Origin of the sequence: Polaribacter tangerinus (assembly GCF_038024095.1) — a bacterium.
Taxonomy (GTDB): Bacteria; Bacteroidota; Bacteroidia; order Flavobacteriales; family Flavobacteriaceae; genus Polaribacter; species Polaribacter tangerinus.
The window spans coordinates 1,695,745-1,709,482 of sequence record NZ_CP150668.1; the positions used below are offsets into that span (position 1 = coordinate 1,695,745).

Below are 13,738 nucleotides of genomic sequence, written 5' to 3' on the forward strand. Positions count from 1 at the left end.
TATGAAAAAAATAATTGTTGCACCACTTAACTGGGGTTTAGGTCATGCCACCCGTTGTGTACCAATTATTAAATCTCTTATTTTACAAGGCTTTACACCAGTTTTGGCTTCAGACGGGAATGCATTATTATTTTTGCAAAATGAGTTTCCTAATTTAGAGATCTTGACTTTACCCTCCTACAGTATTAAGTACGGAAAAAATATAAAGTGGAACTTAGTCTTACAATCTCCAAAGATTTTAAACGCTATTAAAAAAGAGCGTAAAGTAATTAATAGTTACGTAAACAATAATACAGCAGTAGTTGGCATTATTTCAGATAACCGATTTGGTACGTACCACAAAAATATTCCCTCGGTTTATATTACTCATCAGCTAAAAGTTTTGGCAGGTTTTGCCACGTATTTTGCAAGTAAAGTTCATGAATTTTTTCTAGCTAAATTCGATGTTTGTTGGGTTCCTGATACTTTAGAAAGTACATTTTCTGGAAAACTTTCTATCTCAAAAAAAACACCAATTCCTACTTATTATATTGGCTTATTAAGCCGATTTACAAAGAAAGAAGTTGAAAAAAACATCGATGTTTTAATCCTTTTATCTGGTCCGGAGCCCAATAGAACGTTCATAGAAAAAAAGTTAGTAGACATCTTTAAAAACGATACTAGAAATATTGTTTTTGTATTAGGAAAAGTTTCTAATACTCAAGAGAAATGGACTAAAAACAACCAGATTTTCTATAATTTTTTAACTTCTAAGGAATTAGAATTAATAGTAAATTCCGCTAAAATTGTACTTTGTAGGTCTGGTTATTCTTCGATAATGGATTTGGCTATTTTACAAAAAAAAGCCTTTTTTATTCCTACCAAAAATCAACCTGAACAAGAATATTTAGCAGCATTTTTAGCAAAATCCCAAAAAGCACCTTTTTGTAAAATTGAAGATTTTACGATTAATAAGTTACATAATATTTCTAGTTATAGCGGTTTAGCTGCAGAAAGCAATCCTTTAGATAAAGATTTATTTAGCCTTTTCTATCGTAAATGAAAACTCAGAACCTTGTCTGTAAACGCTTTTTATAAACACTTTTTGTTGATGTGCCTCCACAATATGTTTTACAATTGATAATCCTAAACCAGAGCCACCTTGTTCTCTAGACCTACTTTGGTCTACCCTGTAAAAACGTTCAAACAAACGAGGTAAATGTTGTTGTTGAATTCCTTCTCCGTTATCAATCACTTTTACAGCAAATTTATTTTCGTTATAATTGTCTACACCTACAATGGTAGTACCACCTACGGTACCATATTTTATGGAGTTTACCACTAGGTTTATAAGCACTTGTTCAATTTTTTCGGAGTCACCAACAACAAAAACAGGAAATTCGTATATCTTATCAAATTTTAAGGTAATGTTTCTTTTTTTTGCTTTCATTTCAAACAAATCAAAAACATTTTGAATGACTTCTAAAATATTAAAAACTTCTTTTTGAATATGTAAGCCATCCGTTTCTAACTTAGCAATAAGGTCTAAATCTTTTGTTACTGCTACCAATCTTTCTACCCCTTTATTAGCTCTTTCTAAATATTTTAGCCTAATTTTTTTATCGTCAATATTTCCTTCTAATAAGGTGAGAATGTATCCTTGAACTGTAAAAAGTGGCGTTTTTAATTCATGGGCAACGTTTCCTAAAAAATCTCTTCTAAATGAATCTCGTTCTGTTAAACTTTTTATTTCTAAACGTTTTCCTTCTACATATTTTTGCATTCTTTTAGAGAGTTTATCAATATCTGTTGTTACAGAATCTCTTCTCAAATCTGCAACATTTAAAATAGATACTTCTTCATAAATTTTTTTTAAACGTCTGTAAATAAAGTGTTCAGCTCTATATTGAATAATAAAAAAAGAAATAATAAATAATACTATTATGGCTATTATTAATGTAGAAAGGCCCAAATAATCTAATAAAAAAAAGTAAGAAATTGTAGCAATTACAACAGATAGAACTGTAAGGTAAAGTGCAGACCAAAGTGCGTAAGAATATGTTTTTTTAAGTTTCAATAAAGCACTATTTAATTAGATGATTCTTCTTCTAAAACAAACTTATAACCTACACCTTTTACTGTTTTAAAATGATGGTCTCCTATTTTTTCTCTTAATTTTCGAATATGAACATCTATTGTTCTGCCACCAACTACCACTTCATTTCCCCATACGGTATCTAAAATAATTTCTCTTTTAAATACTTTACCCGGTTTAGAAGTTAGTAAAGAAAATAATTCAAACTCTTTTCTTGGCAAAGAAATTTTTACATCGGCTTTGTACACCACATATTTTTCTCTGTCAATAACAATATCTCCAATAGTAAAACTTTCTTCATTTTCTTTTTCGGTTTTTAAGCGTCTTAATAAAGATTTTACCTTGCTTATTAATACTTTTGGTTTTACAGGTTTTGTAATATAGTCATCTGCACCTGCTTCGAAACCAGCTACTTGAGAGTAGTCTTCACCTCTAGCTGTTAAAAATGCAATAATTACATTTTCTAGTGTGCTTATTTTTCTAATTTTTTCACAAGCTTCAATACCATCCATTTCTGGCATCATTATATCTAGTAAAATTAGATGTGGATGATTTTTTTTGGCAGATTTAATGGCCTCATTTCCATTACTAGCTGTAAATATTTGATATCCTTCATTTTTTAAATTGAAGCCAACAATTTCTAAAATATCTGGTTCATCATCTACCAATAAAATTTTAATAGTGCTTTTATTCATAATTTTTGAGAAATCTATATACCAAAAATAGCAATTAAAACTTAATTATATCTGGTTTATGCTTTTCGTTTACAATTGCTTAATGATTCCTTAACAAATACTACAGGAAGTATTAATTGTAAGTTAGCCTTTCTTTTATTTCTGAGGAGTCATTTTATTTTTACTACCTTTAAGTTTAGGAAATGATAAAGAATGAATTTAAAGACTAATTTAGAGAATATTTTGTTTTTAGACATAGAAACTGTTCCACAACAAGAGTCTTGGGAGCAAGTATCTGAAGAATTACAGTTGCTTTATGAGCAAAAAACCAAATATCAAAGAAAAGATAATTTCGTAGCGAAAGAGTTTTATGAAAAAGCGGGAATTTGGGCAGAATTCGGAAAAATTATCTGTATTTCCGTCGGTTTTTTTTCTGAAAATAATGGTACAAAAAAACTTAGGGTTCGTTCTTTTTACAGTGATGATGAGGTTGAAATATTACAAAATTTTAAAACAGTTTTAGAAACTTATTTTTCTAAACCGAACCATGTGTTGTGTGCGCACAATGGTAAAGAATTTGATTTTCCGTTTATAGCAAGAAGAATGATTGTTAATAACATTCCTTTACCAAATAAGCTTAATTTATTTGGTAAAAAGCCATGGGAAGTACCGCATTTAGATACCTTAGAGCTGTGGAAATTTGGAGACTACAAACATTATACATCGTTGAAATTATTAACTACTATTTTGGGTATATCATCTCCCAAAGATGATATAGATGGAAGTGAGGTTGCAAAAGTTTACTACAAAGAAAAAAACCTTTTACGCATTGTAAATTATTGCGAAAAAGATACGATTGCAGTAGCCCAAATTGTTTTGCGCCTTAACAATATGCCTTTATTGTTAGATAAAGATATTATACGGGTAAATGAGTAGTCTTTTTAGCTAAATTACATACAACAAAAGCCAAAAAAGCCGGAATTACCCAACCTAAATTAGCATTGGCTAGTGGTATTAAGTTTTTAAGTGTTGTAATTTCAATATTGCTAAAAACAACGCCAACAAAATCAGGAATACTAAAAACAAATGTTACGAATACTACAGTTTTAAAAACTAAATTAGAAGTATACTTTTCTGGAAGTACATTTAACAGAATTAATACAATTGTTATTGGATACAAAAAAAGTAGTGCAGGTACTGCTATTGTTATGATAAAATCTACCTGATAACTTCCTACAACAATACCAATACAAGAGGCAATAATGGCGGTAATTATATACGCTTTTTTAGAGTTGTTGCAAATTCCCTTTATATAGTCTGATGTGCCGGTAACAATACCAACTGCTGTAGTAAAACACGCCAAAGCTACTAATATGCTTAAAAATGTATTTCCTAAATTTCCTAAGGTTAAAGTACTTAAGCTAGCTAGTATTTCTGTTCTAGATGCCTCTGTAGAGAAACTTTTTGCATGTAATGCACCCGCTAATATTAACCCACCATAAATTAATAGCAGTCCGAAACCAGCAATAAACCCAGCTTTTCGAATCAATTTTCGTTTTTCAATAAAAGTTGTATGGCTACTGTAGTTCAAAGAAATAATAATTACTGCACCAACCACTACGCCAGCAATTGCATCAAAAGTTTGATACCCTTCTAAAATACTATCTGTAAAAGGGTTTGTAAAGTTAGATGTAGAGAAACCATCTGCAGAATTTAAAAAGGAAATTCCTATGATTATCAGTAAAATAATAACAATAATTGGAGTTAAAAACTGACCAATTAAACTGATGATTTTAGATCGGTTTACAGCAAATAAAAACACCAAAGAGAAATATAAAATACTGGTTAGTAGTGGCGAAGTATTAAAAAAAGGAGCCACGGCCATTTCATGAGTAACAGCTGCAGTTCTTGGAGCCGGAATAGCAACGGCAATACCATAAATTAAAAAACAAAATATCGTGCTAAAAATTGGCGATACTTTTTTACCAAAATCATACAAAGTACCTTGTAGTTTTGCATGAGCAAAAATAGCCAAAATCGGAATTGCAATAGCAGTAATTACAAACCCTAAAGTTACTAAAAGCCAATCTGAACCAGCTTTAAAACCTAACGTTGGAGGTAAAATTAAATTTCCTGCACCAAAAAATAATGAAAATAATGCAAAGCTGGCTATCCAAATTTCTTTTGTTTTATTCAAAGTATAACTATTTTAACTTTTTAAAGATGTATAATTGATTCTTTTTAACTTTATAGAGCTATTATTTTACTGAATTTAATCTCCTAATTTAATATCAAATATAGCAAATACTTTTTCTTTTTATTACCTAAAAGTTGATTCTAATACTATCTTTGCGAGTATGATTTTAGAGTATAAAAATGCACATATTTCATACAGCGACTATGGTAAAGGAACAGCTATCGTTTTGTTGCATGGTTTTTTAGAGAATTCAACTATGTGGAATGTTTTGGTGCCTCATTTTTCAAAAAAAAATAGAGTGGTTACTCTCGATTTTTTAGGTCACGGACTTTCCGATTGTATTGGGTACTCTCATTCTATGGAGTTATTAGCAGATACTGTTATGCAGGTTTTAAAAAAGTTAAAAATTCGCAAATCCATCTTTATTGGTCATTCTATGGGTGGTTATGTAGCCTTAGCTTTTGCAGAGAAATATCCTCAAAAAGTAAAAGGTATTTGCTTGCTAAACTCTACTTCAAATGCCGATAGTGAAGAACGAAAGGAAATAAGAGTAAGAGCCAATAAAATGGTGCAAAAAAATTACACGAATTTAGTGAGAATGTCTTTTTCAAATCTATTTGCAGTCGAAAGTAAAGAAAAATATCAATCAGAAATAACTCTTGCTTTACAAGAAGCACTAAAAACACCAAAGCAAGGCTATATTGCTGCACAAGAAGGCATGAGAACTCGTTCTAATAGAAATGATGTATTGGCAAAAAGTACCTTTCCAAAACTAATGATTATGGGACAAAACGATCCTGTATTAAATATAAACGATGCTACAAAAGAAGCACACAAAACAGCAACCGAACTTTTTGTTTTTCCTGGTGGTCATATGGCACATATAGAAAACACAGCATTATTGTTAAATACGTTAAAAGAGTTTGTAAAAAAATGCTAAGCCTTATTTTTGCAGTATACTTTTACCTTAAATTTTCATCCCTAAAAAGCACTTTGTAAATAGCGACTTATTATTTTAAAAATAAACATCTAAAAAATGGGACAAAATATTTTAATTAAAAACTCTACAATAGTAAATGAAGGTAATTCTTTTATTGGAGATGTTTTAATAGAAAACGGGTTGATTAAGGAAATAGGTACTATTAATGCTACTAAAAATTTACATGTAATAGACGGCACAGGCAAGCACCTTCTTCCTGGTGTTATTGATGGTCAAGTTCATTTTAGAGACCCTGGTTTAACTCATAAAGGAGATTTGTATACAGAAAGCAAAGCAGCCATAGCTGGTGGAGTTACTTCGTTTATAGATATGCCCAATACAGTACCAAATATTTTATCGGAAAAAGATTTACAAGAAAAATATACAATTGCAGCCAACAAATCTCTTGCAAATTTTGCTTTTGTTATGGGTGTTTCAGCTGATAATGTAGATGATGTAATTGCTAGTGATACTTCAAAATTTATAGGAGTTTCTGATGATGGATTGTATTTTACTAAAAAAGGGAACATTTTAGCAGATAGTCCAGAGATACTAGAAAAACTATTTGCAAACTGTAAGTCAATTATTACGATTCACTCCGAAAAAGAAGAAATTGTAACTAAGAATGAAGCTGCTTACAGAGCCAAATATGGCGATGATATACCTGCTAAATTTCACCCTTTAATAAGAAGTACAGAAGGCTGTTATGAAGCTACAAAGAGAGCGATAAACTTGGCAAAAAAGCATAATGCTCGTCTGCATATTTTGCATTTAACTACCGAGGCAGAAACCCATTTATTTGAGAATAAGTTGCCGCTAGCTCAAAAAAAAATAACAACAGAGGTTTCTGTTCATCACTTATGGTTTTCAGATAAAGATTATGAACGTTTGGGAATGCTTATAAAATGGAATCCCGCTATAAAAACAGCCAAAGATAAAGAAGGGCTTTTAAAGGCGTTGTTAGACGATAGAATAGATATTATTACCACAGACCACGCACCACATACTTTAGAAGAAAAACAACAACCTTATTTTAAATCTATGTCTGGTGCTCCAATGGTGCAACATACACTAAATTGCATGCTCGAATTTTATAATGAAAAGCGTATTTCTCTAGAAAAAATTGTAGAGAAAATGTGTCACAACCCAGCAATACTCTATAAAATTACAAAAAGAGGATTTATTAGAAAAGGGTATCATGCAGATTTGGTTTTGGTAGATTTAAATACAAAATGGACGGTTAGTAAAGATAATTTGTGGTATAAATGTGGTTGGTCTCCACTAGAAGGTACAACGTTTCACAATGCAATAACCCATACTTTTGTAAACGGTAATTTAGTGCTTAATAATGGTGTTTGGAATGAACAAGAAAAAGGAAGTTCCATTGCTTTTTCTCAAGAAAATGAGCATTAAAAGTATAAAATATGTTTGCAGGTAGAAAAATAGTTATAGCCACAAAGCATCAAAAAGAAAAAGTAATTGCTCCATTACTTACTAATAGCTTAGAGGTTTTATGTTTTGTTCCGGCATCTTTTGATAGTGATGTTTTAGGAACATTTTCTGGCGAAGTTGATAGAAAAAAAGATGCATTAGCCACCGCAAAAGAAAAATGTTTATTAGCAATGGAACAAACAAATACTACCCTCGGTATTGCTAGTGAAGGTTCTTTTGGTGCGCATCCTACTTTATTTTTTGCGGCGGCAGATGAAGAAACTTTAGTGTTTATAGATCAAAAGAATAATTTAGAAATATCAGTAAAGGAACTAAGTACCAATACAAACTTTAATGCTGCAGAGGTAACTTCAGAAAAAGAGCTAAGGGAGTTCGCTACATTGGCAAAATTTCCGTCACATGGCTTAATTTTACGTAAATCAAAAGATCATTTTAGTAACATTTATAAAGGAATAACATCAAAAGAAAAACTGCTAGAAGTATTTTATAAGTTGTTGCATAAATTCGGAAAAGTTTATGTCGAAACAGATATGAGGGCAATGTACAACCCAAGTAGAATGAAGGTGATAGAAAGTGCCACAAAAAAACTCATAAACAAAATAAAAACGTGTTGTCCAGCATGCAATACACCAGGTTTCGAAATTGTTGGATCAAAAAAAGGACTTCCCTGTAGTTGTTGTAACGCACCAACTCAAAGCACACTAAGTTATTTGTACAGTTGTAAAAAATGTAATTTTACAAAAGAAGAAATGTACCCACGCCAAAAAACTACAGAAGACCCTACATATTGTGAATATTGTAATCCATAATTTTTTTTAAAACATTAATTGTTTTTTAAAGCTTTCCAACCCTGTGCTTTCAGTTCAATTTCTTGCTGAGCTCTAGTTACTAAATTCATTCCTTGATTTTCTGCTGTAATATGACCAATTACAGAAAAATTCGGATTTGTTTTTATAGCATCAAATGCTGCAATAGGAACTGTAAAAAGTAGTTCATAATCTTCGCCTCCACTTAAAGCTACCATTGTAGAGTCTATATCAAACTCTTCGCATGTAGAAATTACTTGAGGGTCTAATGGTAGTTTATCCTCATAGATTTTACAACCAACTTTAGATTGTGAGCATATATGCATAATATCAGAAGCCAGTCCATCGGAAATATCTATCATGGACGTTGGTTTTACGTTCAATTCTTTTAAAATACCAGAAATATCTTTTCTAGCCTCGGGCTTTAGTTGTCGTTCTATCAAATAAGTGTAATTGTCTAAATCTGGCTGATTATTTGGGTCTACTTTAAATACTTGTTTTTCTCTTTCAAGTACTTGTAAGCCTAAATATGCCGCCCCTAAATCTCCAGAAACAACAATTAAATCTGTTTCTTTCGCTCCATTTCTATAAACTATTTCGTCTTTAGAAACTTTACCTATCGCGGTAATAGAAATTAGCATTCCTTTGGTAGAAGAGGTTGTGTCTCCACCAACTAAATCTATTTTATAGGTGTCGCAAGCAAGCTGAATTCCTGCATACAATTCTTCTATAGCAGCTAACGGAAATCTATTAGAAACTGCCAAAGATACTGTAATTTGTTCTGCAGTACCATTCATGGCATACACATCAGATAGGTTTACCATAACTGCTTTGTACCCTAAATGTTTTAGGGGCATATAGCTTAAATCGAAATGAATTCCTTCAATAAGTAAATCTGTAGTTACCAGAGTTTGTTGCTTAGAAGCTTCTAAAACTGCCGCATCATCTCCAACACCTTTTACAGTGCTTTTATTTTTTATTTTAAAATATTGGGTAATATGATTTATCAAACCAAATTCGCCCAAACTTGCTAAGTCTATTTTTTCTGTGTTTTTATCTTCTAACATATTGCAAAGATAATTACAATAAAAAAACTAATTAGAACAACTATCAATTATATGGTTACTTTTTTTAAAAAAATAATAGATAGTTATTAAAAGAGTGAAAAAAAATCTTTCGAATTTGTATATTTATAGAACATCACCACCAAAATAAAACAGTTTTTTTGCTTCTATACAATTGGTATTATTTGGCTACATATCAATTTTTACATAGCATCAATAAAACCAATAGTTTTATTGTTTTACTTAATGAAATTATACAGTTTTTGTTTGACAATAATTGTATATTTGCAAACAATTTAGACTTAATCTATATAAAGTAATGATAAAAATTTCAGACACAGCAAAGAAAAAAGTCATAGAGTTAATGAATGACGACGGCTTTGATGCAAGCAAAGATTTTGTGAGAGTTGGAGTTAAAAGTGGTGGTTGCTCTGGGTTGTCTTATGATTTAACTTTTGATAATAAAGCAAATGAAAACGATAAAGTTTTCGAAGAAAATGATGTTAGAATTATAGTTGATAAAAAAAGTTTTCTTTATCTAGTAGGAACTACTTTAGAGTATTCTGGTGGTTTAAACGGTAAAGGTTTTGTTTTTAACAATCCGAATGCCAATAGATCTTGTGGTTGTGGAGAGAGTTTCTCTTTGTAGTTTTAAGTCTATGTAAATTTTAATACTATAATTACATGTAAATGAAAACAAGATAAGTTGTTTGTTTACAGAATAATAAATTACTAAAAATAAAAGATAATTGTAAAAATCTTTTAATTTTTAAATCTTTTAACAATTATGAAGTATACTGAAGACGATTTAAGAGAAGAGTTAAAAACTAAAGAGTATGAATACGGTTTTTATACAGATATAGAGAGCGATACTTTTCCTGTGGGCTTAAATGAAGATGTGGTAAGAGCCATTTCTAAAAAGAAAAACGAGCCAGAATGGATGACCAATTGGCGAATAGAAGCTTTTAGAGTATGGGAACAAATGGAGGAGCCAGAATGGGCAAATGTAAATTATGAAAAACCAAAATTTCAAGATATTGCGTATTATTCTGCTCCAAAAAAGAAACCAAAATTAAACTCATTAGACGAGGTTGATCCTGAATTATTAGATACTTTTAAACGTTTAGGAATTTCTTTAGAGGAACAAAAAAAGTTAGCGAATGTTGCAGTAGATATTGTAATGGATTCTGTTTCTGTTGCTACAACTTTCAAAAAAACATTGGGTGAAAAAGGAATTATTTTTATGCCAATTTCAGAGGCTATACAAGAGCATCCAGACTTGGTAAAAAAATATTTAGGTACTGTTGTGCCTACTACAGATAATTTTTATGCAGCCTTAAATTCTGCTGTTTTTTCAGATGGTTCTTTTTGTTACATCCCTAAAGGGGTTAAATGTCCGATGGAGTTGTCTACCTATTTTAGAATTAATGAAGGTGGAACTGGTCAGTTTGAAAGAACATTGGTGGTTGCAGACAAAGGGAGTTTCGTTTCCTATTTAGAAGGATGTACTGCGCCAATGAGAGACGAAAATCAGTTACATGCTGCTGTAGTAGAGCTTATTGCCTTAGACGATGCAGAAATTAAATATTCAACTGTTCAAAATTGGTATCCAGGAAATTCAGAAGGAAAGGGCGGTGTTTATAATTTTGTTACCAAACGAGGCTTGTGTGAGAATAATGCCAAAATATCTTGGACACAAGTAGAAACTGGCTCTGCAATTACTTGGAAGTATCCTTCATGTATCTTAAAAGGTAATAACTCTGTAGGAGAATTTTATTCAATTGCAGTAACTAACAATCATCAGCAAGCCGACACAGGTACGAAAATGATTCATCTTGGTAAAAACACCAAATCTACTATTATTTCTAAAGGAATATCCGCAGGGAAATCTCAAAACTCTTACAGAGGTTTGGTGCAAGTAAATGCGCGTGCAGAAAATGCTAGAAATTTTTCTCAGTGCGATTCTTTACTAATGGGTAATGACTGTGGTGCACATACTTTTCCGTACATAGAAACCAAAAATAAAACAGCTCAAATAGAGCACGAGGCAACAACAAGTAAAATTGGCGAAGATCAGTTATTTTACTGTAATCAGAGAGGTATAGATACTGAAAAAGCCATTGCATTAATTGTAAACGGTTTTAGTAAAGAAGTTTTGAATAAGTTGCCAATGGAATTTGCTGTAGAAGCTCAAAAACTATTAGAAATTAGTTTAGAAGGTTCTGTAGGATAATATTCAGTAAAGAAAGAATAGAAAACTGCTTTTTTTTATGAATGGTAAATATAATAGCAGTTTTAAACAAAAAATATAGTAAACGCTAACGGTTTAATACCCGACAGCACATAGCAAAGAAACAATGTTAAAAATAGAAAATTTACAAGCAGCAATAGACGAAAAAGCAATCTTAAAAGGTTTAAATCTAGAGGTAAAAGCAGGCGAAGTTCATGCAATTATGGGACCTAACGGAGCAGGTAAAAGTACCTTGGCTAACATTATTGCTGGTAAAGAAGAATACGAGGTAACTGGCGGAACAATTGAGCTAGAAGGAGAGGATATTAGTGAGCTAGCGCCAGAAGAGAGAGCTCATAACGGTGTGTTTTTATCATTTCAATATCCTGTAGAAATTCCGGGTGTTTCTGTAACAAATTTCATAAAAACGGCTATTAATGAAACTCGCAAAGCAAAAGGTTTAGAGGATATGCCTGCTAAAGAGATGCTAAAAAAAATTAGAGAAAAATCTGAATTATTAGAAATAGATAGAAAGTTCTTGTCGAGGTCTTTAAATGAAGGGTTTTCTGGAGGAGAAAAAAAGCGAAATGAAATTTTTCAGATGGCAATGTTAGAGCCAAAATTAGCAATTTTAGATGAAACCGACTCTGGTTTAGATATCGATGCATTAAGAATTGTAGCAAACGGTGTAAATAAATTAAAATCTAAAGACAATGCAGTTATTGTAATTACACATTATCAAAGATTGTTAGATTATATTGTTCCAGATTTTGTACATGTGTTACACGATGGTAAAATTGTAAAAACAGGTGATGCTTCTTTAGCATTAGAATTAGAGGCAAAAGGATACGATTGGATTAAGCAAGAATTAGTTTAAACAAAGTAAATCTAAACCTTAAAAGTAAGTAGTTAGAACTACAAAACTTTAAATCTGAAACATATTAGAAAATGGAATTAAAAGACAAATTACTATCATCATATATCGCTTTTGAAGATAATGTAGACACCAATTCTGCGGTTCATGAAATCCGTTCAAAAGCATTTCAAAATTTTGAAGAATTAGGCTTTCCTTCTAAAAAATTAGAAGCTTGGAAATACACCTCTTTAAACGCAGTTTTAAAGGAAGATTATAGTTTGTTTCCAGACAGAGTAGAAGCAATAGAATTAGCAGATGTAAAAAAGTATTTTATTCATGAAATAGATACTTATAAAGTTGTTTTTATCAACGGAAAATACAGTTCTTTTTTATCGCAAACAACGCACGAAAAATATGACGTTTGCTTAATGTCTTCTGCTTTAAATAGCCCTAAATACAAGGCTGTAATAGACAAGTATTTTAATAAAGTTGCTAAAAAAGATAATTTAACTTCTTTAAATACTGCATTTGCCACAGAAGGTGCCTACATACACATTCCAAAAAATACTGAGGTTAAAAAGCCAATTCAAATAATAAATTTTGTTACAGGATCTCAGTCTGCAACAATGGTGCAGCCAAGAAATTTAATTGTTGTTGGAGAAAACTCTCAGGTACAAATTATTGAGCGTCATCAAAGTTTAACGAGCAATGCAGTATTAACCAATTCTGTAACAGAAATATTTGCAGATACTGCAGCAAATGTAGATTATTATAAAATTCAAGATGATGAAGTTACCGCTTCTTTAGTAGACAATTCTTATATAGAACAACAGTCTAAGAGTGTTGTTGCTGTGCATACTTTTTCTTTTGGTGGAAATATTACCAGAAATAATTTAAACTTCTATCAAAAAGGAGAGTATATAGATTCTATTTTAAAAGGGATAACTATCAGTGAAGGTAAACAGCACATAGATCATCATACATTGGTGCACCATATTACACCAAATTGCGAATCTCACCAAGACTATAAAGGAATTTATGACGAAAGATCTACTGCAGTTTTTAACGGTAAAGTAATTGTAGAAAAAGAAGCGCAGAAAACAAATGCTTATCAACAAAACAATAATATTTTATTAAGTGATAAGGCTACTATAAATGCAAAACCACAATTAGAAATTTTTGCAGACGATGTAAAATGTTCACATGGTTGTACTATTGGTCAATTAGACGAAGATGCTTTATTTTATATGCAGCAACGTGGTATACCTAAAAAAGAAGGGAAAGCATTGCTAATGTTTGCTTTTGCAAACACCGTTTTAGAAAGTGTAAAAATACCTGAAGTTAAACAGCGAATTACCAAAATTATAGCCCAAAAATTAGGGGTTAATATTGGTTTCGATTTATAA

General features: G+C 31.1%; 13 protein-coding genes. 9 read left to right on the forward strand and 4 right to left on the reverse strand.

Annotation, left to right across the window (positions count from 1 at the left end; translation table 11 throughout):
* Window position 1 precedes the first annotated feature (1 nt).
* Window positions 2-1,042, forward strand: a complete 1,041-nt coding sequence (locus WHD54_RS07490) for a glycosyltransferase (RefSeq protein WP_088324532.1) — start codon at window positions 2-4, stop codon at window positions 1,040-1,042.
* Here the strand turns inward: WHD54_RS07490 and WHD54_RS07495 are convergent.
* Together WHD54_RS07495 and WHD54_RS07500 are read right to left on the reverse strand one after the other, a co-directional pair.
* Complete coding sequence (locus tag WHD54_RS07495) at window positions 1,016-2,056, reverse strand: sensor histidine kinase (RefSeq protein ID WP_088324531.1); 1,041 nt, start codon at window positions 2,054-2,056, stop codon at window positions 1,016-1,018. The two genes, WHD54_RS07490 and WHD54_RS07495, sit on opposite strands and share 27 nt — an antisense overlap.
* Before the next feature lie 11 nt (window positions 2,057-2,067).
* Complete coding sequence (locus tag WHD54_RS07500; RefSeq protein WP_088324530.1) at window positions 2,068-2,769, reverse strand: response regulator transcription factor; 702 nt, start codon at window positions 2,767-2,769, stop codon at window positions 2,068-2,070.
* Between the two features lie 192 nt (window positions 2,770-2,961).
* Here WHD54_RS07500 and WHD54_RS07505 point away from each other — a divergent pair, with 192 nt between their 5' ends.
* A complete protein-coding gene (locus WHD54_RS07505) occupies window positions 2,962-3,684 on the forward strand; it encodes a 3'-5' exonuclease (protein WP_088324529.1) in 723 nt (240 codons plus the stop codon).
* On the opposite strand, the gene brnQ is transcribed toward WHD54_RS07505, so the two are convergent.
* Window positions 3,665-4,945, reverse strand: coding sequence for a branched-chain amino acid transport system II carrier protein (brnQ, locus tag WHD54_RS07510; protein WP_088324528.1), 1,281 nt, complete (start codon window positions 4,943-4,945; stop codon window positions 3,665-3,667). The genes WHD54_RS07505 and brnQ overlap by 20 nt on opposite strands.
* Before the next feature lie 160 nt (window positions 4,946-5,105).
* On the opposite strand from brnQ, the gene WHD54_RS07515 reads away from it, so the two are divergent.
* The 3 genes from WHD54_RS07515 to WHD54_RS07525 all read left to right on the forward strand — a co-directional run bounded on the left by WHD54_RS07515 (window position 5,106) and on the right by WHD54_RS07525 (window position 8,185).
* The gene (locus WHD54_RS07515; protein ID WP_088324527.1) at window positions 5,106-5,885 is read left to right on the forward strand and encodes an alpha/beta fold hydrolase; all 780 of its coding nucleotides are present in this window, start codon (window positions 5,106-5,108) and stop codon (window positions 5,883-5,885) included.
* A gap of 96 nt (window positions 5,886-5,981) precedes the next feature.
* The gene (locus tag WHD54_RS07520) at window positions 5,982-7,337 is read left to right on the forward strand and encodes a dihydroorotase (protein WP_088324526.1); all 1,356 of its coding nucleotides are present in this window, start codon (window positions 5,982-5,984) and stop codon (window positions 7,335-7,337) included.
* 11 nt (window positions 7,338-7,348) lie between these two features.
* Entirely contained in the window at window positions 7,349-8,185 is an 837-nt protein-coding gene (locus tag WHD54_RS07525; protein ID WP_088324525.1) for a DUF6671 family protein, read from the forward strand.
* A gap of 14 nt (window positions 8,186-8,199) precedes the next feature.
* Here WHD54_RS07525 and thiL read toward each other — a convergent pair whose 3' ends face one another.
* Window positions 8,200-9,249: a thiamine-phosphate kinase gene (gene thiL / locus WHD54_RS07530; protein ID WP_088324524.1), complete on the reverse strand. Its 1,050-nt coding sequence runs from the start codon at window positions 9,247-9,249 to the stop codon at window positions 8,200-8,202.
* Window positions 9,250-9,565: 316 nt separating this feature from the next.
* On the opposite strand from thiL, the gene WHD54_RS07535 reads away from it, so the two are divergent.
* The 4 genes from WHD54_RS07535 (at window position 9,566) to sufD (ending at window position 13,738) form a co-directional block, all read left to right on the forward strand.
* Complete coding sequence (locus WHD54_RS07535; protein ID WP_088324523.1) at window positions 9,566-9,895, forward strand: HesB/IscA family protein; 330 nt, start codon at window positions 9,566-9,568, stop codon at window positions 9,893-9,895.
* 138 nt (window positions 9,896-10,033) lie between these two features.
* Entirely contained in the window at window positions 10,034-11,479 is a 1,446-nt protein-coding gene (gene sufB / locus WHD54_RS07540) for a Fe-S cluster assembly protein SufB (RefSeq protein ID WP_088324522.1), read from the forward strand.
* A 124-nt stretch (window positions 11,480-11,603) separates the two neighbouring features.
* The gene (sufC, locus tag WHD54_RS07545) at window positions 11,604-12,353 is read left to right on the forward strand and encodes a Fe-S cluster assembly ATPase SufC (RefSeq protein ID WP_088324521.1); all 750 of its coding nucleotides are present in this window, start codon (window positions 11,604-11,606) and stop codon (window positions 12,351-12,353) included.
* A 71-nt stretch (window positions 12,354-12,424) separates the two neighbouring features.
* Window positions 12,425-13,738: a Fe-S cluster assembly protein SufD gene (gene sufD / locus WHD54_RS07550; RefSeq protein WP_088324520.1), complete on the forward strand. Its 1,314-nt coding sequence runs from the start codon at window positions 12,425-12,427 to the stop codon at window positions 13,736-13,738.

What these genes read in the sequence shown, in the direction of transcription:
- WHD54_RS07525 (WP_088324525.1), top strand. Translation starts at nt 7,349, where the DNA reads ATGTTTGCAGGTAGAAAAATAGTTATAGCCACAAAGCATCAAAAAGAA.
- sufC (WP_088324521.1), top strand. Translation starts at nt 11,604, where the DNA reads ATGTTAAAAATAGAAAATTTACAAGCAGCAATAGACGAAAAAGCAATC.
- sufD (WP_088324520.1), top strand. Translation starts at nt 12,425, where the DNA reads ATGGAATTAAAAGACAAATTACTATCATCATATATCGCTTTTGAAGAT.
- WHD54_RS07515 (WP_088324527.1), top strand. Translation starts at nt 5,106, where the DNA reads ATGATTTTAGAGTATAAAAATGCACATATTTCATACAGCGACTATGGT.
- WHD54_RS07520 (WP_088324526.1), top strand. Translation starts at nt 5,982, where the DNA reads ATGGGACAAAATATTTTAATTAAAAACTCTACAATAGTAAATGAAGGT.
- WHD54_RS07535 (WP_088324523.1), top strand. Translation starts at nt 9,566, where the DNA reads ATGATAAAAATTTCAGACACAGCAAAGAAAAAAGTCATAGAGTTAATG.
- sufB (WP_088324522.1), top strand. Translation starts at nt 10,034, where the DNA reads ATGAAGTATACTGAAGACGATTTAAGAGAAGAGTTAAAAACTAAAGAG.
- WHD54_RS07505 (WP_088324529.1), top strand. Translation starts at nt 2,962, where the DNA reads ATGAATTTAAAGACTAATTTAGAGAATATTTTGTTTTTAGACATAGAA.
- WHD54_RS07490 (WP_088324532.1), top strand. Translation starts at nt 2, where the DNA reads ATGAAAAAAATAATTGTTGCACCACTTAACTGGGGTTTAGGTCATGCC.
- WHD54_RS07500 (WP_088324530.1), bottom strand. Translation starts at nt 2,769, where the DNA reads ATGAATAAAAGCACTATTAAAATTTTATTGGTAGATGATGAACCAGAT.
- thiL (WP_088324524.1), bottom strand. Translation starts at nt 9,249, where the DNA reads ATGTTAGAAGATAAAAACACAGAAAAAATAGACTTAGCAAGTTTGGGC.